Source organism: Alteromonas sp. R7 (genome assembly GCF_055755235.1).
Genome location: NZ_JBVTQX010000001.1, coordinates 274984 through 297237, shown reverse-complemented (window position 1 = coordinate 297237; position 22254 = coordinate 274984). Strand labels below are relative to the sequence as shown.

Annotated in this window: 18 protein-coding genes and 1 other RNA gene; 10 read left to right on the top strand and 9 right to left on the bottom strand. The window is 45.2% G+C overall.

Features of this window, described 5'->3' with window-relative positions:
* The first annotated feature begins 77 nt into the window (after nt 1-77).
* From AC0J2X_RS01295 to AC0J2X_RS01285, 3 genes are all read left to right on the top strand, one after another.
* Nucleotides 78-1103, top strand: a complete 1026-nt coding sequence (locus AC0J2X_RS01295) for a LacI family DNA-binding transcriptional regulator (protein WP_081106107.1) — start codon at nt 78-80, stop codon at nt 1101-1103.
* Complete coding sequence (locus AC0J2X_RS01290; RefSeq protein WP_472995691.1) at nt 1103-2623, top strand: tryptophan halogenase family protein; 1521 nt, start codon at nt 1103-1105, stop codon at nt 2621-2623. The genes AC0J2X_RS01295 and AC0J2X_RS01290 overlap by 1 nt, the downstream gene beginning before the upstream one ends.
* A gap of 100 nt (nt 2624-2723) precedes the next feature.
* Nucleotides 2724-3572 (top strand): LysR family transcriptional regulator, encoded by an 849-nt coding sequence (locus AC0J2X_RS01285; RefSeq protein WP_014950370.1) that lies wholly within the window; start codon nt 2724-2726, stop codon nt 3570-3572.
* 52 nt (nt 3573-3624) lie between these two features.
* Here the strand turns inward: AC0J2X_RS01285 and AC0J2X_RS01280 are convergent, their stop codons facing one another.
* The 8 genes from AC0J2X_RS01280 to AC0J2X_RS01245 all read right to left on the bottom strand — a co-directional run bounded on the left by AC0J2X_RS01280 (nt 3625) and on the right by AC0J2X_RS01245 (nt 13653).
* On the bottom strand, nt 3625-4557 hold the full coding sequence (locus AC0J2X_RS01280) for a DHH family phosphoesterase (RefSeq protein ID WP_472995690.1): 933 nt from the start codon (nt 4555-4557) through the stop codon (nt 3625-3627).
* A gap of 84 nt (nt 4558-4641) precedes the next feature.
* Nucleotides 4642-5931 (bottom strand): M24 family metallopeptidase, encoded by a 1290-nt coding sequence (locus AC0J2X_RS01275; RefSeq protein ID WP_472995689.1) that lies wholly within the window; start codon nt 5929-5931, stop codon nt 4642-4644.
* A 110-nt stretch (nt 5932-6041) separates the two neighbouring features.
* A complete protein-coding gene (locus AC0J2X_RS01270; protein WP_423088513.1) occupies nt 6042-6917 on the bottom strand; it encodes an EamA family transporter in 876 nt (291 codons plus the stop codon).
* Between the two features lie 47 nt (nt 6918-6964).
* Entirely contained in the window at nt 6965-8509 is a 1545-nt protein-coding gene (locus AC0J2X_RS01265; protein WP_472995732.1) for a M28 family metallopeptidase, read from the bottom strand.
* Between the two features lie 482 nt (nt 8510-8991).
* Complete coding sequence (locus AC0J2X_RS01260) at nt 8992-10164, bottom strand: FAD-dependent monooxygenase (protein WP_472995688.1); 1173 nt, start codon at nt 10162-10164, stop codon at nt 8992-8994.
* Complete coding sequence (locus AC0J2X_RS01255) at nt 10151-11497, bottom strand: FAD-dependent monooxygenase (protein WP_472995687.1); 1347 nt, start codon at nt 11495-11497, stop codon at nt 10151-10153. Before AC0J2X_RS01255 ends, AC0J2X_RS01260 begins: the two co-directional genes overlap by 14 nt.
* 193 nt (nt 11498-11690) lie before the next feature.
* Nucleotides 11691-13010, bottom strand: a complete 1320-nt coding sequence (gene pepP / locus AC0J2X_RS01250; protein WP_101565554.1) for a Xaa-Pro aminopeptidase — start codon at nt 13008-13010, stop codon at nt 11691-11693.
* Nucleotides 13011-13086: 76 nt separating this feature from the next.
* On the bottom strand, nt 13087-13653 hold the full coding sequence (locus AC0J2X_RS01245; RefSeq protein WP_171337992.1) for a UPF0149 family protein: 567 nt from the start codon (nt 13651-13653) through the stop codon (nt 13087-13089).
* Nucleotides 13654-14247: 594 nt separating this feature from the next.
* Here AC0J2X_RS01245 and ssrS point away from each other — a divergent pair.
* The 7 genes from ssrS (at nt 14248) to serA (ending at nt 21239) form a co-directional block, all read left to right on the top strand.
* A non-coding RNA gene (gene ssrS, locus AC0J2X_RS01240) (6S RNA) lies at nt 14248-14430 on the top strand.
* Between the two features lie 21 nt (nt 14431-14451).
* The gene (locus AC0J2X_RS01235) at nt 14452-15348 is read left to right on the top strand and encodes a ribokinase (protein ID WP_171337991.1); all 897 of its coding nucleotides are present in this window, start codon (nt 14452-14454) and stop codon (nt 15346-15348) included.
* A 22-nt stretch (nt 15349-15370) separates the two neighbouring features.
* Complete coding sequence (locus AC0J2X_RS01230; RefSeq protein ID WP_014977204.1) at nt 15371-16312, top strand: nucleoside hydrolase; 942 nt, start codon at nt 15371-15373, stop codon at nt 16310-16312.
* Nucleotides 16313-16378: 66 nt separating this feature from the next.
* Nucleotides 16379-18007 carry a hybrid sensor histidine kinase/response regulator gene (locus tag AC0J2X_RS01225; RefSeq protein ID WP_171337990.1) on the top strand — a complete coding sequence of 543 codons (1629 nt, stop codon included), beginning with the start codon at nt 16379-16381 and terminating at the stop codon, nt 18005-18007.
* A 286-nt stretch (nt 18008-18293) separates the two neighbouring features.
* On the top strand, nt 18294-18914 hold the full coding sequence (locus tag AC0J2X_RS01220; RefSeq protein WP_014977207.1) for a 5-formyltetrahydrofolate cyclo-ligase: 621 nt from the start codon (nt 18294-18296) through the stop codon (nt 18912-18914).
* A gap of 90 nt (nt 18915-19004) precedes the next feature.
* Nucleotides 19005-19661 carry a ribose-5-phosphate isomerase RpiA gene (gene rpiA / locus AC0J2X_RS01215; RefSeq protein WP_472995686.1) on the top strand — a complete coding sequence of 219 codons (657 nt, stop codon included), beginning with the start codon at nt 19005-19007 and terminating at the stop codon, nt 19659-19661.
* 348 nt (nt 19662-20009) lie between these two features.
* On the top strand, nt 20010-21239 hold the full coding sequence (gene serA / locus AC0J2X_RS01210; RefSeq protein ID WP_014980012.1) for a phosphoglycerate dehydrogenase: 1230 nt from the start codon (nt 20010-20012) through the stop codon (nt 21237-21239).
* A gap of 127 nt (nt 21240-21366) precedes the next feature.
* Here the strand turns inward: serA and AC0J2X_RS01205 are convergent, their stop codons facing one another.
* A complete protein-coding gene (locus AC0J2X_RS01205) occupies nt 21367-22125 on the bottom strand; it encodes a DUF481 domain-containing protein (RefSeq protein ID WP_014950387.1) in 759 nt (252 codons plus the stop codon).
* Nucleotides 22126-22254 lie beyond the last annotated feature (129 nt).

Sequence of the window (22254 nt, the reverse complement as noted above, 5' to 3'; positions counted from 1 at the left end):
ATTAATTTTTTAACAAAAAAGTAATACGAGCTTCTTAATTGTTGAAAATTAAACCAATTTTTAGAGTGAGATAGAATTTGGCTGCTACCATCAAAAGTGTTGCCGAAATGGCGGGGGTTTCGATAAAGACCGTTTCGCGCGTAATTAACAAGGAAGGCACGGTAAAACCCGACACCTTGCAACGTGTTGAAGAGGCAATAAAGGCCTTAAAGTACACGCCGAACAAGGCAGCGCGAGACTTAGCGAGCAAAGGAGCATCGGTACTGGGTTACGTATACGACAACCCCAACGCCTACTACATAATCGATATGCAAAAAGGCATATTGGATGTGTGTCGCAAAAACAATTTCGAATTGTTAATTCACCCGTGCGATGCAAGCTCTAAAAACATAGCGAAAGAACTAGTGGACATGGTAGACACTGCTCAATTGGCTGGCCTTATCCTTTCGCCTCCGCTATCAGAAATGCCAGAGGTATTATCGGAACTTGATCAAAACCAAATAAGTTATGTGCGTATTTTATCTGGAGACGGCCTCTTTCCATCGCCCCTCCCCTACGTGTTGGTGAACGACTTCAAAGCGGCATACGATATAACTGAGCACCTTATTGGCCAGGGTCACAAAAACATTGCGTTTATTGCCGGTGAAGAAATTCACAAATCCACCATTGAGCGTTTGAACGGCTACAAAGCGGCGTTAGAAAAAGCGGGTATTGCAATTGATGAGTCGTTAATTATCAAAGGCACCTACTCATTTGAAACTGGGGTAAAAAGCTCCGAAACGCTGCTCGCCATGTCGCCGCCCCCTACCGCTGTGTTTGCGTGTAACGATGAGATTGCAGCGGGTACGTTGTTTGGTGCAAGAATGAAGGGGGTAGATGTTCCTCAAGAACTCGCAATTGCTGGGTTTGAGAACAGCCCCTTTTCCCGACAGACTTTTCCGCCGTTAACTACGGCATCTCAGCCAACTAATGAGATAGCGCAGCATGCTGCGGCGTCGTTAATTCAGTATTTACGAGCTAAGAAAGCCAAAGCTGCCCACGACAACCTTAACCATACTTTCATCCCGGAACTGGTAGTGCGCGCGTCAACCGAGAAACAGTAATGAACAAATTACCTCAAGAAATCGTGATTGTGGGTGGCGGAACAGCAGGCTGGATGACGGCGTGCTACTTGGCAAGAACCGCTGAGTTGATGGCCAATAACAGTAATGTACCTGCCCCCGCCCCTAAAATAACGCTTCTTGAATCTGCGGTTATCAGCACCGTTGGCGTAGGCGAAGGTTCAACGCCTTATCTGCGCCACTTTTTTGAGTTCCTCGAAATAAATGAAAGTGATTGGATGCTGAAATGCAGCGCCACGTATAAGATGGGCATTAGCTTTGAGCGTTGGACAACAACGGCTGGAACAGAAAAAACGGGCCCCGTGTTCACCGAATCTGACAGCTATTTTCACCCATTCTTCTCTTCTTTAGATATTCCCACCGCGGATATGTACTTCAGCGCGGTAAATGAATATAGAAAAGGCGCTTCGCACGACATTAACCCGTCGCACTACTTTACGGCAGCGCACTTGGTAGAAAAAGGCATTACACCCGACGCCATTTGTAGTTCTGCGAATATTGATTACGCCTATCATTTTGATGCAGGGCTGTTGGGAGATTTCTTAAAAGAATACGCGCTGAATAAAGGGGTTTCCCACCAAATTGGCACTGTGGCAAATGTAGAATGTCATGAGCACATTATTACCGCGCTAAAACTGGATGACGGAAATACATTAAGCGCAGACTTTTTTATTGATTGCTCGGGGTTTCGTGGGCTTCTTGGCAAACAAGCCCTGTCTAGAAGGTTTACAAGCTATGCCGACACCTTATTTAACGATGCTGCCGTAGCCATTGCCAGCGATGCAACAGCATCACCAGCAACGGCATTACAAACTCGCTCTATTGCGCTTAGATACGGTTGGCAGTGGCACATTCCCCTAACTAGTCGCACCGGCAACGGTTATGTATACAGTTCACAATTTTGCACTGAAGCCAAAGCAGAAGAAGAACTTAGACTTGCATTAGAACCAGACCAACCCCATCAGCAAGCCCGGCATTTGAAAATGACCGTAGGCAGACTAGAAGAACACTGGAAAGGTAATTGTTTATGCATAGGGTTGTCTCAGGGCTTTATTGAGCCATTGGAAGCCACCGCACTTATGCTGGTGCAGTACGCACTGCATCACTTTATCGATTGCTGGCAAAGTAACAATCCGCGAAGAGAGGTACGCTATAATTCTGAGATAAACCGAATGTTCGACGGCATTCGGGATTACATTGCTGCTCATTACTATTTAAACACGCGCGACGATTCTGCCTACTGGGTCGCCTGTCGCGAAGACTTAAAGGTGCCGGATACCCTTTCTTATTTGCTGAATGCGTGGGACAAAGGCGCCAGCTTTGAACAAGCGCTTAATGAAGTAGATAACAAACTGGTTTATTTGCGACCTTCTTGGTACTGCATTTTTGCGGGAATGAAGCGCTTTTCTAATAACTCAACGCCACTTGCACAGCCCAATATCCTTGCACTTCGCACTATGCAGCAATCGGTAGAGGGAGCGCATCGAGTAAGGCAACCCTAACTTGGTTAGAACGCACAAACATACAAAATTACGCCTTTCGCCCGCTTACATTTAAAAATATAATAAAAGCAGGCAAATTCATTAGAAAGTGTAATTAACTATGAAGCAGCTTTCCCTTGATACCTTACGCACCTTCGTTAGCGTTATTGAGCTTGGTGGCTACGCTAAAGCGGGCGATTTTTTGGGCCGTTCTCAACCGGCAATAAGCCTACAAATTAAAAAACTAGAGTCGCAGTTAGACCGCAAGCTGTTTACTAAAGTTGGGCAACGGCATGTGCCTAGCGCCGACGGCAATTGGCTGTACCCAAAAGCGAAAGAATTGCTAGAGCTTAACGATAACATCTTTCGCAGCTTAACCCCTGCCCCGCTAAGCGGTCGCTTGCGTCTTGGCATTCCCAATGAATTTGCTTCTACATTATTGCCGGGTCTAATTGGCGAATTTTCAAAGCGCTATCCCGATGTATCACTTGAAGTGACCTCGGCCTTAAGCCGTGATTTGCTTCACCCGTCGCAGCGCGATCATTTCGATTTGATTTTGGCGTTGGTGAATCCGGGCGAGCAGACAGAAGGCGAAGTAGTGTTAGAAGATGACGTAGTTTGGGTTGGCGACACGGCTCACCCGTTGGTTGGCAACAATATTCCTTTGGTGCTTGCTCCCGACGGTTGTATGTATCGAAGCCGCGTTATTGAACAGTTAAAGCAGCAAACCTTTGCATGGAAAATCAGCTATACCAATGCAGATTTAGGTGGATTGGTTGCCGCCATTCAACAGGGGCTAGGCGTGACAGCTCTAGCAAAATCAAGCTTACCGGCAAACCTTGTAGCGCTAAACCACCCGCACCTGCCCAAATTAGGCAAAGTGAATATTTGCCTGTTCAATCAAGATACACAACACCCCGTGATCAGTAAAACCCTGGCCGAATTCTTTAAAGTTAGGCTAACCCAATAAAAAAATGGGGTCAGAGTACTTTTTCTGCCCCACCGTTCCTATTCAATTAGCTTTAGCCATCACTCGTGATGGTTTCGATAAGCTCGCCGAGTACAGTTTCGGCTTTGCTGGTTTCAACCTGACATGTACCTGCGTTCATGTGACCACCGCCGCCATACTTCAAGCACAACTCTCCCACATTGGTTTTTGAGCTACGATTAGTAATGGATTTACCAATAGCAAATACCACGTTTTGCTTTTTCAGCCCCCACATCTTGTGAATAGAGATATTGCAGTCGGGGTACATGGCATAAATAACAAACCGGTTTGTCGCGTAAATGGTTTCTTGGTCGGTTAAATCAAGCACTACTAGGTTGTCGTATACAGTAGAACACTTGGCAATTTGCGCCTTCGCCATTTCATTGTGCTCGTGATACAAACTCACGCGCTCGGCCACGTCTTCCATTTGCAGTATTTCTTCAATGCTGTGGTCTTTGCACGCATCTATTAGCTTCATCATTAGCTGATAGTTAGAGATTTTGAAATCTCTGAAACGACCAAGCCCAGTTCGCGCATCCATAATGAAATTCATGAGCACCCAATCTGTGGGCTCAAGGATTTCTTCTTCGCTAAACTGTGCAGAGTCTCCTTTATCTACTGCATCCATCATATCTACTGAGATATTAGGAAATTTATCTGCACCACCGTAATAGTCGTAAACAACGCGCGCCGCCGACGGCGCTTTAGCGTCTATGATGTGATTATCAATATCGCCTGAGTTACGCACTGTTTCGCTTAAGTGATGGTCGAAGGCAATATGGCAACCCGCAACGTAAGGCAGGTTAGTAGTGATATCATTCTCGGTAATATCAATTTTACCGTCTTGCATGTCTTTTGGATGAACAAACAAAATATCGTCAATTAAGTCTAAATCTTTCAATAAAACCGCACATACCAGTCCATCGAAATCACTTCGCGTAACCAATCTAAATTTTCTTTCAGGCATAGTTTATCCATCATTCACTTAGGTAATAATTTTAAGTGTAACAGCTAATAAAAATTTTGAGAGACGGGTTTATTAACTTCTTATTTAGCTTTTTAAATTCAACAATTTACCCAGCGGCTTGGCCAAACTTTCTGGCGGTTCGGTAAAGTAAGCGGGGCCGGTTTCAGTCATATACAAACAGTCTTCTAAGCGCACACCAAATTCACCTGGAATATAGATACCCGGCTCATTAGAAAAGCACATGCCTTTTCTAAGTGGCGTATTTTCACCACGTACGAAGTTAACGCTCTCGTGTCCTTCCATGCCGATACCGTGACCTGTTCTGTGACTTAGCCCAGGCAATGCATAGTCTTTGCTGTACCCCTTGCTAGCATAGTATTGACGCACTGCGTCGTCCACTTTGCCTGCTGGCTCACCAATTTTAGCTGCGGCAAATGCTACGTTCTGCCCTTCCCTTACTGTATGCCATACGTCCTGAACTTTCTGAGACGCTTTGCCAAATACCAAAGTACGGCTTATGTCGCTTTGGTAACCGTGCACGCTGCAACCGCTGTCTAGCAAGATCACCGAACCTTCTTTGATAGTTTGTGCTGCATTTGTGCCATGAGGATAAGCACTTGCATCGTTAAACAATGCCAAACACCACGTACCGCTGCCGCCTAAGCGCTGCTGTGCGGTGTTCATCAAACTTTTTACATCCTGCTGACTCATGCCAAGCTTTAGGTTGCTAAAAACAAACTCGTAAGCACGTAAAGTAACTTCATTGGCCTTATGCATAAGTGCCAGTTCACCCGCAGTTTTATACATGCGACAACCCAGTGTAATTGGCTCGGCGGGAACGATATTAATGTTTGGCAGCGCTCGGCTGACTCCAGTAACTACAAAGTAGCGTACGCTGCTTTCAAAGCCAATATTGCCGCTTGTTATACCGCGCGATTTTAAAATATTGGCTACGACATCAAACGGGCTTTCATGCTCTTGCCACACTCTTACATCATCGCCTATAGCTAACGACTCAAGCACACTTGGCTTTTCGAAAAATGGCGTTACCACCGCCATGTCACCTTTTTGAGGGATAACCAGCGCGGTCAAGCGCTCACTACGCCACCATTTAATCCCCGAAAAATAATCCATAGCTGCGCCAGGCTCGACCAGAATCGCCGCAATGTCTTGGGCTTTCATAAGCGACTGCGCTTTTTCAATACGCGCTTTGCGTTCTTCTACGGTAATCGGCTTCGCATTTGCGGTGATATCACTTAGCCCGCTTAAACCGTTAATGTCTGTTGTATTGGTTTGATTAATTGCAGCCATAGAAGCCACAGGAGCAAGCGCAAAGCTAGCGCCCGCTAATTTCAAGAAATGTCGCTTATCCATGTTCCCTTCCTGTCGTTTTAATTAAGGTTGTTGAGCACTTTTTTGTTTTATGAAAATAACATTCAATTGATTTTGTACTAAAAATTTCAGTGTTTAATATTGTCAGTACTTTATGCCCACATAACGAAGATGGCGGCAAGCCCAATAAGAAGTAAGCCAGCAATTTCGCGTTTTGTGACTGCATTTTTTAGCCAGTAATGTGAGAGTACCAAGGTAAGTAACACCTCTAACTGCCCAAGCGTTTTTACTAGCGCCACATGTTGCAATGCCATAGCGGTGAACCAACAAATTGAGCCCAAACAGCTTACCGTGCTAATCGCTAGCACCTGCTTTTTAGCGTTAGTTAGCTGTCTGAACACGAAGGGTTTAGTTAGCGCAATATAACCACTTAAACTTATCGTTTGTACACATAGCACCCATAACAACACCCAAGCAGCAGCCACTGTATGCTGAACATTTAGCATATGGCTAGCCTCGCGCACCAACAGTGATGTCAGCGCAAAACAGGTACCGCAAGCAAGACCTATAACCATGGTTTTCACACTAATGCCATGGAGTCGATTGCCGCTGCTTAACACAAATACTGCTATTGCGCCTATTACTATGCCCGCCCACCCAAGGGGCGTTAAATAACTTCCGAAAAAGAGCATGCCTACAACGCCGGCCACCAAGGCCTCACTCTTCGCAAGGCCTGCGCCAATGGCAAAATTCTTCTGCTTGAACAAAATCACCATTAAAGAAGTGGCCGCTATTTGAAGTAGCGAAGCACACAGTACCACTGCAATAAAAGAGCCTGAGAACTCAGGCACTTGACTGGCGCTACTGCTGTAGAGAATGAGTAAATAAACAAGCGCTATTGGCGGAGCCAAAATAAAGCGAGATAGCGTCACCCCAGAGGTGCTAACTGCGCCGCTCAGCTTGCTCTGCAGTGCATTGCGCACGGTTTGCATAACTACCGCGCCCAACGTAAATAAAATCCAACTCATTAGCGTCGCTTTACCTTGTTATATCGCTACCTACAGTTAAGCGTGAATTACTTTGCCTCTTTCACTTCCATTGCCTGTGTGCGCTTGTCTTTAAAATCAGAGTCACGTTTCCAGTATGGCCACACATCGCCTTGGGCATAGTAGTTCAGCATCGAGCCAATTAATGACAAGTCTTGTTGCACGCCACCTAATGTCCAGCTTGGAAGGTAGTCATCATCTGCTTTATGGTAGCGTTTGGCGATAAAGCTAGGGTCGGTATCGCCTAAGCTCATGAACAAAATTGAAGGCACGCCCTGCTTAGCAAGCGCGAAGTGATCTGAGCGGAAGAACAGTCCATTTTGAGGTCGCGGATCCATTTTAACCGTTCGCCCTTGTAATGCGGCAGCTGTCGCTAAATCGTCTTCAATAGATAAATAACCTTCGCCGTACTGCAAAATGTAATCAACATCATCGTTTACATTCATGCCGTCGATGTTTAAAAAAGCCACCATGTTCGATGTTGGTACCGGCGGGTTATTTGCAAAATAATCGGCACCGAGTAGCCCTGTTTCCTCGGCGGTAAAAGCACTAAACATTAGTGTACGTGCAAAGCCCTCTTCGCGTTTTGAAAGCGCATCTGCTAACGTAAGCACACCTGCTACACCTGAAGCGTTATCTACCGCACCATTGTAAATAGTGGTTTGGCCGTTCTTCTCAACTTTGCCTAGGTGATCCCAGTGAGCGTGAAGCATTACCCATTCTTCTGGCTTATCTGTTCCTTCTAAAATGCCTGCAACATTTTGCGACTCGGCACGCTCAATAGTATTGGTGAAGCCCAATGATGCTTTTGTGTTTAGCGAGATGGGCATAAATCCGGGCTTTGAAGCTTTGTTTTTAAGCTCGCCATAGTCCAAACCCACTTTTTCAAATAGCTGTCTTGCGGCATTTAGGTGAAGCCAACCCATTACACCGACTTGTGAAGCATTATTGTTGTCGTCGACTAAACTGAATTTGGTATTGGAATTTGAGTTTTCGACTACGCCCCACCCGTAACCCGCTGGCATGGTTTCATGAATAATGAAAACCGCTTCTGCCCCCTGCCTGGCTGCTTCTTCGTACTTATATGTCCAACGACCGTAATAGGTCATTGCGTTGCCCTGAAAAAGCTCTGGATCTTTAGAAGCGAAACCTGGGTCGTTTACCAGCATTACAACGGTTTTTCCTTTTACATCCAGGCCTGCGTAATCATTCCAATTGTACTCTGGGGCATTAATGCCATAACCCACAAAAACTACATCACTATTAGCAAGTGAGTAGTCATTAACAATGCGCTGAGTACGGGCTGTAAACTCGCTGCCTGCGCTAAAATCAAGCCCGCCTATTTTTAACGATGAAATGTTCTTAGGCGTTATTTTGGCTAAAGGCACAGCTTGGGTGTAGCTATCGCCAAAGGCTGGCTTCAACCCTAGCTTTTTGTATTGGGTTACCAAGTAATCGACTGTTTTCTCTTCACCTTTCGACAAAGGCCCTCGCCCTTCAAACTCATCGCTTGCCAGTGTTTTAACGTGCTGACGATATACGTCCAAATCGATAGAGGCATTACTCAGCGTCATCTTTTTGCTTTTTGTTGTCGCCGACGATTCAACCGAAGCTAAGTTAGAAGCAGGTACTTCGGCATTCGCCGAAACAATAGATAAGGTAGAGGTGAGTACGGAAGCGGCGCATACAAAGGAAAAGGCGCGATAAGGTTTGCAAAGATAAGTAAACATAAGCCATTGGTACAAATAAAAAAGGATACCGAAGAGTATCCTGTACCGCTGACTATCTCAACGCCGAAACGACTAAACCACAAGAATGGGGTCAGAGTACATTTCTTTGCTTTTGGAGCGAGATAGATAATTAGAAAGCTCTGCCGCCTGTTTTCTATGATGTGTGAAAAATTACACTTCCAAGCTTCAATAATGGGGTCAGAGTACATTTATTCGGTTTTGTAATAGGGAAAGCCAATAATGTACTCTGACCCCACTATTCGGGGGTGGCGAAAAAGTACTCTGACCCCATTATTTAAAAGTACTCTGACCCCATTTTTTTGGATTTATAGGCCCATGGCGTGGCTGACGAAGGCGGTTTTAATGGTGCTGAGTTTGTCTGTGGCTGAAAGACCAATTCCTCTGACCAACTTTTTGAGGGGGTCGTCGCCGTCGAATAAGAATTTAAAGCCGTCCATTGCGGCAATCATTTTCGTGGCTTCTGTTTTACGGCTTCGCTCGTAGCTGCGTAAGTGCTTGTACAAACCTATGTCTTTACCCGACGCCTTTAAGCTGTTTAGGGTTTCAGCCAATGCGAGCGCATCTTGCATTCCCAAGTTAGCGCCCTGCCCTGCAAGCGGGTGAATGGTATGCGCTGCATCGCCTACCAGCACCACACCGTCTTTCGCCCACTGGCGTGCATAACGCATGGTCAACGGGAAAGCGGCGCGCTTGGTTTCAAGCGAAATAGTGCCAAGAACGCTATTACTAGCCGCAGTTAACGCATTACAGAACGCAGCGTCATCCAATGCCATTAATAAGTTCGCTTGCTCTGGCGTTTGCGACCATACAATAGAACATACATTTGGCTCAGACATAGGCAGTAGCGCGAGCGGTCCCGTGGGTGTGAACGCTTGTCTCGCCACATTACTATGCGGCTCTACCGTTTTGATATTAGCGACAATCGCCGTATGCTCGTAGTCTTTAAAAGTAATAGGCAAGCCAGCCTGCTTTCTCACAAACGAATTTGCGCCATCGGCGCCTACTAACAACCTGCAGCTTAGCACGTCATCATTATCAAGCATCAGCATGGTTTGGTTTGGGCCAGCTAATACTCTATCGATACCCGCGGTAATCATCTCCACGTTAGGCTGCGCTTCCACAGATTTAGTCAGTGCATTGACTAAAGCCTGATTCTCTACAATCACGCCAAGCGCATCACTGCCCATTTCATCGCATGAAAAGTGAATGTCGCCAAAACTGTCTTTGTCCCATACATGCATGTCGGTGTAAGGGTTGGCGCGATCTTGCTGCAAATGCGACCACACATCAAACTGTTGCAGCGCTTTAATATTGGCCTGGTTTATGGCACTCACTCTCGCCGTAGGCTTCTCATCCAGAGTCTGATAACACACCGCTTTATCGACTATTGCTATGCTCAATTCACTGTGTTTAAGCGCCGCTGCAAGGGTTAGCCCTACAATTCCGCCGCCCACTATCGCTATATCAACATGCTGCATTGTTATCTCTTTTTCTTAGTGGTGTTTCGCCATAGCCCGTCGTGTGTTTAACAAACGCTTTTTTCGCCTGGGGCATCATGCTTAATGCCAATAACGACACATTGCGCCCAATTACCGTTGGAAAATACTGGTTTGAAAAGGTGCGAACTAGCGTATCTGTCAGGGCTATCGTGTTATCCCTGTCATTCTTACGCGAATTGGCGTAATGCTGAGTAATACTAAAAGCACCTGCATCGAAATTAGCGGATGCGATTGTATCGTTTTTCTCTTCGTATGAATCCTGCTCGCCGCGCTTTTCCGCTGACGCTTGCAGCACAGACACTAAAGTACTTAAGTCGCGTAAGCCTAGATTGAAGCCTTGCCCTGCAATAGGATGTAGCGCCTGTGCCGCATTGCCTACCACCACTGTGCGATGACTAGCAACTTGCTGGGCTTTAGTAAGCGCTAACGGGTAACTTGCCAACTCACTGACTCTCAGTACTTTGCCCTGTCGATAGCCAAATGCTTCCTGTAGGGCCTTGATAAATGCGCGTTGATTTAATGCCATTAACGACTTTGCGGCGTTAGTATCTACAGTCCATACAACTGAAAAGCCGTTTCCACTAGCCTTGATATCATCGATTTCACTGTCGAAAGGCAGGAACGCTAACGGGCCATTTTGGGTGAAACGCTCGTAAGCTCTATTTTCATGAGGGAGCTGAGTGTGAACGTTAAAGACAATGGCCGTTTGATGATAATCATTGACTGTTTTTGAAATGCCAACCTGGTCAGCTAATCCTGAGCGACCGCCATCGGCCAGTACCAGCAACTTTGTGGTAAGCGATTGCCCATTATCTAGCTGCACCTCTACAAAATTGCACTGCTGCTTTACGTTCGTTACCTTGGCAGGTGCGATATATTGGTAGCTTGAGGCTGCACCTGCCGCCAATCGCGTTAGTGCGCTTAAGCTCACCACCTGGCCAAACGCGTCAATGTGGTAGTCACTGCTTTGAAGGTTTAATAGCCCCAAGTGCCCTTTGTCGCTAACCTCAATATGCTTAATTTGAGGAGGTAACTCACCGTTGTGCTGCTTAGCTACATCATCAAGGTTTAGCCCCATGTGAGACAGTTCTTCAACAGTACGTCTTGCCAAGGCAATCACTCGGGTGTCGGTAAAAGGGTTAAAGTCGACTAAGCTTTTACTGGTTTGCTCTGGGTCAGCCGCATCAATTAGGGTGACAGATAAGCCAGAGCTGTTTGCAGGAAATACTTTCTCTGCGAGTGCTTTGGCTAATACAGTACCGACAATACCACCACCAATAATTACTACATCAACCGCTGCTGCCGATTCCACTGTTTTTATATTCCTGTCGTCCAGAGGCTCTAATTATTAAAAGCGTTAATTCTGAGATTTTTTTCTTTATATTAAAGGCTAGTTTTTAGCGTAATTAAAACTGGTAGTTTAAACCGGTAACTTGAACCAAAGTTCCGTATTTCACACTTATCGCAGTTTTTCAAACCTTGGTAAACCTAGCAAATTTTGACAACTAGTCTTTGCTTTCAGCCATAAGTGCTTCAATCTCATCAATGTCTTTTGGCACATCTGCGGTAAGAATATCGACACCCGTCGCAGTAATCACCACATCATCTTCAATTCTTACACCAATGCCTTTGTATTTTTCCGGCACGTTGCTGTCTTGACTAATGTAAATGCCGGGCTCAACAGTGATCACCATGCCAGGCTTTAACGGACGGTCTTCACCGTCAATTTTGTAGTTGCCTACATCATGCACATCTAGACCTAAATAGTGCCCTAAACCATGCATGTAAAACTGACGCCACGTTTCATTTTCAAGGTTTTCTGCCACACTACCTTCAAGAACGCCAAGGTCAACTAAACCTTGAGTAATAATTTCTACGCTATGTAACATGGCTTGTGACAGGGTAACGCCGGGCGCTAACATATCTAGCACGCTTTTTTGCGCTTTTAATACAACGGTGTAAATTTCGCGCTGAGCATGCGTGAACTTTCCATTTGCAGGAAACGTTCGCGTGATATCCGCAGCATAACCTTGATATTCAGCACCTGCATCGATCAAGATCAAGTCACCGTCATTTACCTGCGCGTTATTTTGCGTGTAATGCAAAATACACGCATTGTCGCCGCTTCCAACAATAGTGCTATAAGCAGGTGAACGGGCTCCCGCCATCGCAAATTCATGGTGAATTTCAGCTTCTAGCTGGTACTCGTAACAACCAGGCGCGGCGAACTGCATAGCTCGCTTGTGCGCACGTGCGCTTATCTCACCCGCCGCTTTCATCATGGCCACTTCACATGCTGACTTGAATAAACGCATTTCGTGTAAAATAGGCTGTAAGTCGTGAATCGCCCTTGGCGCCAGTGATTCTTTAGGCGCATCGCGCAAGGTGTTTAGCGCTTCAGAAAATAACAGGTCATTGTCTTTCTTGTGACCCAACGAAAAGTACACATTGTCTTGACCTTGAATTGACGCTAACAGCGCTTCTTCAAGTTCTTGCAACTCAAACGCTTCATCTAGACTAAATCGGGCAAGTGCAGCTTCGGCTCCTAACCGTTTGCCGTGCCAAATTTCTGCACTCTTATCTTTCTCTTGTACCACCATTGCACGATAACTTTCACCGTAACGAGGGTGGTTAGACAATATCAACCAAGCATTAGGCTCTTCAAATCCTGTCAGATACCAAAAGTCGCTATCTTGCCTGAACGTATATTCGGTATCGCGACTTCGGGTTACCATACCTGCTGCTGGCACAATACACACACTATTCGGCTCGCACTGTGCAAGCAGTCGGTCCTGCCTGGCGATAAACTCTTGCGCACTAATCATAAAAGAGAAAACCCTAAAAAAATCTCGTTAAAACAAGTGGCGACTTACGGCCACTTTTAATATCTTCAGTTAATTACTAGTGTACGGATGGCGTGTCTTGTTGATCATCTAGAAGTGATTGGCCAAGTTCGCTGAAGCATAAAATTGCTGAAATTTTCACGTATTCTTCAACCTCTAACAGCGCCTTCTCAGACTCTTCGTCCGCGTCCATTGGCTCTTCCATACGTGAAATATCTGAAAAGTCTTCAAGTGCTTCTTTTACGTCTTCAGAACATTGCATAAGGTCTTGTTGGTGAAGACCAAACCCAAGCATGAAACCTTGCACCCAGTTTATTAGTGCAGCCCCGCGATCGTTGATAGGCGCTTGATCATCAGGAAGTAACAAATTGAGCGCGAATTCAGGCTCAAGAAGCTGCTGACAGGTTTGATTGAAAAGGCTATTTAAAAGGTGCTGGGTAGGGTCGCTAAACGCATCACCCTGATTAATGGTTTCACTTAACGCTTCTAGCCATTTTTGGTCGGTAAGCGACATGCCTCCGCAAAGCATACCGCACAGGATGCCATGCACTTCTGCAGCATCAACAATTACGCCTTGCTGAGACAATTTATTAGTTACGCTATCGTAATCGAGCTGTTTTTCCACGAATTGTTCTCTTTTGTTTTGAATAGTTTGAGATACAGGCGCCACTTTTATTTAGCGATTAATTACCGTCTATTTTGGCGGCGACTTACGTCACTGTCATCTCTTGATGGAGTTAATACTAGCAAAAATCAATGTGTAACGCCTCCTTTTGCCCTGCCACTGCTCTAACTTTGAACAAACAGCAAAAGTACATTCAAGGTCTAATAACACTGTGTCGTACACACTTTACACAACGGTACTTAAACGTTGTTTACTCACTGTTCAAACGATGTTTAATTTGCGGCTATTTCGCTAAATTCGTTGCCGGACGGCTAGCAACATCGTCAGAATTCATCTAAGATCGCTGGTGTTGGATACGGAATTCCTTTAGCAACAGCGTGACAACGTTCATTAGCCTTTAATGCCTGAATAGCTGATTGGTTATTATTGAGCTTCTCTTATATGCGTGTATAATTGCTGACCAATTGGTCAAGAAAAGTAATATTTTTTTACCGCTTTTATAATCACCACGCAAAATAGTTATAAAGCGCTTTAGGTGATCCTCTTCACTGGATCTCGCGTTTGTTATACCCTGTTGCGTTAATACAACAACAATGTTTCCTGGGATGTTTGCTAGTTCATTCATGTCCCTGGCCGATGCTTTAAACCAAGGAAGTTGAAACAGCTGCTATTGTGCAAGCTCGACGCGTATCGAGAAGCCTACGGCAATTGTGATACTTCCGCCCTGAACTTTTCGGTTCACGGGCGAAACATGGACAGCGGCATTCTGGGAAGCGCCCTCTTTCGACGGAAGAAGAAATGGCAATAATAAATTTTGGCTCTATAAATATTGACCACGTTTATCAGGTAGATCATTTTGTACAACCTGGTGAGACGTTGGCCTCTACCCATTATCAAACCTTATTAGGTGGTAAGGGTGCAAACCAGTCTATTGCTTTAGCGCAAGCAGGTGCAGACGTAAGACACGTCGGTAGCATTCACGAAAACGACGCCTCATTTAAACAAGCTCTTATTAAGAAGGGTGTTGATTGTCGTGGCGTAAAGTGCTCAGAAGTTCCTTCAGGTCACGCGATTATCCAAGTCACTCCTAGCGGTGAAAACGCCATTGTATTATTTGGTGGTGCTAACCAAACCATTACCGCAAAAACCGTAATGCAAGCGTTAGACGATACGCGTCCTTCAGATTGGGTACTAACCCAAAATGAAACAAGCAGCATTGAAGAAGTACTTCGCCAAGCGAAAGAAAAGCAGCTTAAAGTAGCCTTTAACCCAGCGCCTATGAGCGAGTCGGTTAAGCAGCTTCCATTAGATTGTGTAGATTTACTTATTGTAAATGAAACCGAAGCTGCTGCGATTACCGGTAAAGAAGAACTTGAAGATATTGTGACAGTGTTCAAAGAGCAATGGTCACACAGCGAAGTTATTATTACACTGGGTAAAGCGGGTGTAATGATGCTGCGCAAAAACGATGTTGTAGAAGTAAAAGCATTCTCTGTAGACGCGGTAGATACCACCGCAGCCGGTGACACCTTTATCGGTTATTTCCTGTCTGCATACAGCAACCACACCGATGCTAAACAAGCATTGCGTTGCGGGTGTGCAGCTTCAGCCATTGCGGTAACACGCGAGGGCGCAGCGCAGAGTATTCCAACACAAAAAGAAGTGGATCGTTTCTTAGCGAAACACGCCAACTAGCAAGACGCACTGAGATAAATTGATGGCACATAAGATCATATTAGATACGGATCCGGGGATTGATGATGCAATGGCGATCTTTTTCGCCTTTCAGTCTCCAGACATTGAAGTACTTGGCTTAACGACCGTTTACGGTAACGTTCCAGTAACAATGGCAGCGCAAAACGCACTAACACTTTGTGAAATTGCAGGTAAAGATATCCCTGTAACTAAAGGTGTTGGCATGCCATGGGTTGGCCCAGAGTCAACGTACGCACACTTCGTACACGGTGAGCACGGCTTCGGTCATATTAAACCTGAAGCGCCTAAAACCGAGCTTGACCCACGCAGCTCTGCGCAGTTTATCGTTGATATGGCACGTAAGTACCCTGGCGAAGTTACTATTGTTGCTATTGGCCCACTAGGTAACTTGGCCCTTGCACTTCGTCTTGAGCCAGAACTTCCTAAGTTGGTAAAAGGCGTTAGCATTATGGGCGGTGCAGCGTTTGTACCAGGTAACGTAACGCCGGTAGCTGAAGCGAACATTTGGAACGATGCACATGCAGCAGAAATCGTTTTCGCAGCAGACTGGGAGCTGACCATGTTTGGTTTGGACGTGACAAACTTCACGCCGTTCTCGCCAGCCTTTGTTGAAAAGCTTGAAGAGAAAAACAATACCCTTGGTGGATTTGTGAAAGAAAGCGCCCAGTTCTACATGGATTTCTACTCGCAAAACCGTGAAGATCGCGTGTGTTTCTTCCACGATGCATTCCCGATTGCCCACCTTCGCCACCCTGAACTATTTGAACTGACTGAAGGTCACGTGCGCGTTGGAACAGGGACACTAGATAGAGGGCAAACTGTAGTTGCGCCTAAAGGTACAACACCGAGTCCACTATGGAATGAAGCAAATACCATAAAGGTAGCGACTAAAGTTGACCACAAAAAGCTGGAACAACTATTCATAGACACCTACGCTCTATGATATGTTTAAGGGATTGTTAATACACAATCCCTTTTTTATTTACAGCTAGGTTTAAACTCAACGGTTATGAAAGCGGCGCCCCTCCCTCAAAATGAAGATGAACGTCTTGCCGAACTGCTCAGCTACGATGTACTTGATACTGAAGCTGAACAACTCTTTGATGACCTTACAGCCCTGGCCTCTCAAATTTGTGAAACCCCTATTGCGCTTATCAGCCTCATTGATCCAAACCGCCAATGGTTTAAATCAAGAGTAGGTTTAGACGCAGAAGAAACATCACGAGACATCGCGTTTTGCTCACATGCTATTTTGCAAAGCGATGTGTTTGAAATACCTAACGCTACGTTAGACCCCCGGTTTCACGATAACCCGCTGGTGACTGGCGCGCCTGATATTCGGTTTTACGCCGGCGCACCATTAATTACCCCGTCTGGCCATGCAATTGGCACGCTTTGCGCCATTGATAGCAAACCACGCAAGCTAACCGAAACACAAAAAGCCTCGCTCCAAACCTTAAGTAAATCGGTAGTAGCACATTTAGAGTTAAAGCGGAAAAACCGAGAGCTTGAGCGCACCAGTCAATTCAAGTCTGACTTTCTTTCTTACGTAAGCCACGAAATTAGAACACCGCTTAATGCCATAAATACGTTTAGTCAGTTGCTTGAAGGCGAAGCCCAAAAGTTAAATTTACCCCCGTCATTTACCACCCCGCTTTCTCATGTAAGCCAAAGCGGTGAAAGGCTTTTAGAAATAGTAAATTCTGTTTTAGATATAAAGCAGATAGAAGCGGGGAAAATGCGTGTGATGCCACGCGCGGTGAATACCAAAGACTTTTTCACCCACTTATTTTCGCTTACTAAGATCCGCGCTGAAGACAGCGGTATCGTATTTAGCACCAGTATTGATGACGCTGTGCCCGACTCGTTGTTTTTCGATGACACCAAATTTGGTCAAGTTGCGCTTAATTTGCTGTCGAATGCGATTAAGTTCACTAATCACGGCAAGTCAGTAAAAGCGCAGGTAAAATACAAAAGCGGCAAGGTAATATTTAATGTCATTGATCAAGGCATTGGTATGAGCGATGACGATCAAAAGCGGCTTTTTACACCTTTCGAGCGAATGGAAAACGCCCGTCAGATAAGTGGAACCGGCTTAGGCTTGAATATATCGAAGCGCCTTGTCGAGCTCATGGACGGGTCTATTAAAGTTAGTAGTAAGTTGAATCACGGTACCCGAATAAGTGTGACCTTGCCTGCCGACGCCCTAAGCGCAAACCAGTTCGTTGAGGCACAACCGCGTAGCTTTGTCGCCCAAGTAAACATAGATAACTCAGTAAATGTATTGGTAGTTGAAGACCACTATATAAACCAAGTTGTTATTCAAACCTTGTTTGAAAAACTGGGCGTGTCGCTTTCTGTGGTAAGCACTGGCGAGGAAGGCGTTGAATACGCCAAGTCTAATCCAGTCGACTTAGTTCTTATGGATCTTAATTTGCCAGGTATTCAAGGCGATGAAGCAACAGCGAAAATAAAGGGGTTTAAGCCAAACTTGCCCATTGTTGCATTGACGGCCGATGTCATTACCCAGCCTGAATATTTGCGAGAACAAGGTCTTGATGACGTACTCACTAAACCCATAGATAGTAGCGAATTGGTGCGTGTGCTCAATCACTATTTAGGGCATGCAGACCAATGAATCTATTCGTTTTATTTAAGTAGTTTTACCACAGTGATTTTACCTGAGTCATCTTTACCTAGCCCAACAAACCTTTTTAACAGCCGTGGTAGTATAAGCTAACTCAATTGTAAGACAGGAGAACTCCTCTACCATGTCCCCCTCATCTTCAGGAAGCGGTACTTCTAGATCGTTGGCGTCTAACAAGATTAATTCAACGGAAACGGCTTCAGCACCAGCTTTAGCAATGAAACCAACGCTGATTGCGCCGTCGCAAACCATACAAACAAGCGTTTCTAATGAAGACATGCAGGCCCGCGCTCAGCTTAGAAAAAAGCTTCGCGAGGCACGCCGAGGGTTAACTAACCAGCAACATACGGACGCCGCTAAGCGCATTGCTTCACGACTACGTACACTGCCCTTTCTTGATAACAGCACGACCATAGCCGGATATTTGGTTAACGATGGCGAGGTCAATTTAACCTATTTTATCGAGTCTATTTGGCAGTCTTCACATGATAAAAAATTCGCTCTACCTGTATTACACCCCGTATGTAAAGGACATTTGTTATTTTTGTCTTATACCCAGCACTCTCAATTGGTGAAGAATAAGTACAACATTGAAGAGCCAGTATTGTCGTGTGAAAACGTCGTTCCTGTTAGGCAATGCGACGTTATTCTTATGCCGCTTGTAGGGTTTGATGTAAACGGCAATCGCCTGGGTATGGGGGGCGGCTACTACGACCGAACTTTGAGTTTTACCCAACGCGCGCCAGATTCACATTCATTTTCGGTTAGTAAAACGCCTAAGTTAGTGGGTATTGCCCACGACATTCAAGAAGTAGATGCTCTGCCCGTTGCACCATGGGATGTCCCCCTTGATGCCATCGTGACGCCCTCGCGCACACTGCAATTCACTAAACCGTGATAGTCATTATAACAAATTGAACATACGAACTTGTGGGTTCACGTGCGCTTATAAGTTACACTTGCGAACACAATAAGTCGGAGAATGACAATGGATCAGAACGCAAAAAAACAAGCCGTAGCCAAAGCAGCCATCGAATATGTTGAAGCAGACAGCATTGTCGGTGTGGGTACAGGTTCTACCGTAAATTTCTTTATTGAAGAACTCGGTAAAATTAAACACAAAATTGAAGGTGCAGTATCAAGTTCAGAAGCCTCTACCGAGCGTTTAAAAGCCTTAGGCATTGAGGTATTCGAGTTAAACGAAGTCAGCAATCTATCGGTTTATATCGACGGTGCCGATGAAGTGACCGAACACAAGCATATGATTAAAGGCGGAGGCGCAGCACTCACTCGCGAGAAAATTGTAGCCGGTGCGGCGACCACGTTTGTGTGTATTGTTGATGAAAGCAAGCGCGTTCCTGTGTTGGGCTCGTTCCCCCTTCCCGTTGAAGTTATTCCCATGGCTCGCTCTTTCGTAGCACGAGAGCTAATAAAGCTTGGTGGCGATCCTGAATATAGACAAGGTGTTGTCACCGATAACGGCAACGTTATTTTAGATGTTCACAACCTTGAGATTCTGAATCCTCGTGAGCTAGAACAAAAAATAAATAATATTCCTGGCGTGGTCACGAACGGCATTTTCGCACTACGAGGCGCGGACATAGTGCTAAGTGCTACAGATAGTGGTGTTGAAACCTTTAAGTGATAACTGAGTAAGACGTATAGTGCGGTGAAAAGCTATACAAAATACTACTTTCAACTTAACGCGTTTTCTGTTAGTTTCCGTTTAGACGTCTAGATGTCCTTAAAAGAAGTTCACTAAGCGTCTCAACTTTTACGTTAGTTAAGGCCAATTCCTTAACAACGAAAGCAATCAACGTGATTATAAAAGCTTGGTAGCAATAACGCCCAAGCAAGGCTTTCAGAGCTGCAAAGCGATGTCGTTGTAGCCCAGGTTACACACAGCTTTGTGTTTAATACTGGCAGGTTTCTGAGAGTCTTGGATTGGCGGTGCAAGCAAACCAAAATTACATCAGTGAGAGATAGCGAGTTCATGAGCAAAGTTTCATTAGAGAAGGATAAGATCCGAATTTTGTTGTTGGAAGGTGTTCACCAAAGTGCTTTGGAGACACTAAAAAGCAATGGGTATAGCAACATTGAATTTCTCAAAACCTCTCTTCCTGAAGACGAGTTAATTGAGAAAATTAAAGACGCCCACTTTGTTGGTATTCGCTCGCGTACTCAAATTACAGAGAAGGTAGTTGAAGCAGCACAAAAGCTTGTGGCTATCGGTTGTTTCTGTATTGGCACCAACCAAGTTGATCTTGAAGCCACCCAACGCCGCGGCATTCCCGTGTTTAACGCGCCATTTTCTAACACTCGTTCGGTTGCAGAACTTGTACTTGGCCAAATTATCCTTTTACTTCGCCAGGTGCCGAGTAAAAATGCCAAGGCTCACCGCGGTGAGTGGGAAAAAACGGCAGTCGGCTCATATGAAGCCCGTGGTAAGACACTTGGTATCATTGGTTATGGTCATATAGGCACACAGCTGAGTATTCTTGCTGAACACCTAGGTATGCGCGTTCAATTTTTCGATATCGAAGACAAGCTTGTGCTAGGTAATTCTGCCCAAGTAAAATCGCTTGAAAAGCTGCTTAATACCTCTGACGTTGTTTCACTTCACGTTCCTGAAACACCACAAACTCAAGATATGATTGGTGAAAAAGAGCTGTCTCAAATGAAGAAAGGCAGCATTTTGATTAACGCGTCTCGCGGTACTGTGGTAGATATCGATGCGCTTGCGAAGGCATTGGAAAGCGGCCAACTAAACGGCGCTGCTATTGATGTATTCCCGGTTGAGCCTAAATCTAATACTGAAGAATTCGAGTCGCCGCTTCGCGCGTTCGATAATGTCATTCTGACCCCGCATGTGGGCGGCAGCACGCAAGAAGCGCAAGAAAATATTGGTATTGAAGTGGCGGGTAAACTCGCGAAGTACAGCGACAACGGTTCAACGCTGTCAGCCGTTAACTTCCCTGAAGTGTCACTGCCAGAACATACTGGTCGTTCACGCCTACTTCACGTACACAAAAACCAGCCAGGTATTCTTACTCAGATTAACCAAGCGTTTGCAGAAAAAGGCATCAACATCGAAGCCCAGTACCTACAAACTAACGCAGAAATTGGTTATGTAGTAGTTGATGTTAAAGAAGACCGTGGTTATGAGGCACTTGCAGAGCTTCAGCAAATTGATGGCACAATTAAGACACGTATTCTTCACTAAGAAGAGTTGTTTTAAGACTAAATAAAAAACGCTGCACAATGTGCAGCGTTTTTTTATGCCTGTGATTTTACTTCAATGCGTTGAAGTGCCCAGCCCTACTTCGGTGCGCTGAGCATATAAGGTTAGCTTAGAAGAAGTTGTAAACTAAGCTAACTGCAGTTTCTGTGTCTAGTTTTTCAACGTCGTCGTCAACATTGGTGTTGTGATCAAGTTTGAAAGAAAGACGCATTGAAAGGTTACCGCTGATTGTAGCTGTAAGTGCAGACTCAGCACGAGATTTCGTGTTGTCAGAACCCACTTCGGTACTCACTGTTTGCGTAAATTTAGCCGTATCAGAAATTTTCCAAGAATAAGCTGATGACGCACGAACGATTACGCTGTCAAGATCTTCGCCATCCTGAGTTTCGATGAATGAGTAACCAGGACCGATTGAATATTCAAGGGTGTGGCGCTTGTTCTCAAGTACTTTTTGGTTCCAACCCGCCGCAATAGTTGATTGGTAATTAAAGTTACTAAAGCGGTCGTCTTCATATGAAGCGAAGCCGAATAAACGGTTATCAGGATTTTCTAGTTTGTAGTTACCCTGGGCTGAACCAAAGAACTTCTGTGCAGAAGTAAACTCGATATCTTCTTGCTCGCCTGCATCATTTTCTTGTTGAACAGTTTCCTGTTTGTACAGACCTTTTAAAACGTAGTCGTTACTCCATTTTTCAAGCTCTTGGTGAGCCTGTATACCCGCACTGATTGACGTGGTTTCAGTGTTACCTGAAGTCGAAATAAAACCTAGTTCGCCTTCCATTGTAAAAGGCTTAACTTCATCGTCTTGAGCGAAAGCGGCTGGAGAAAGAGAAATTGCAACTAAAGATGCAAGCACTTGCTTTTTCATTGAACAATCCTATTGATTATCGGTCCATTCGTTGTACTCGATACCTTTTGAACTGCAAGGCGGTACAACACGAGTTTTAAAAGAGATCTGCTAGACAGTGCCGCGAGGCGGCAAGCACTACAAACAATG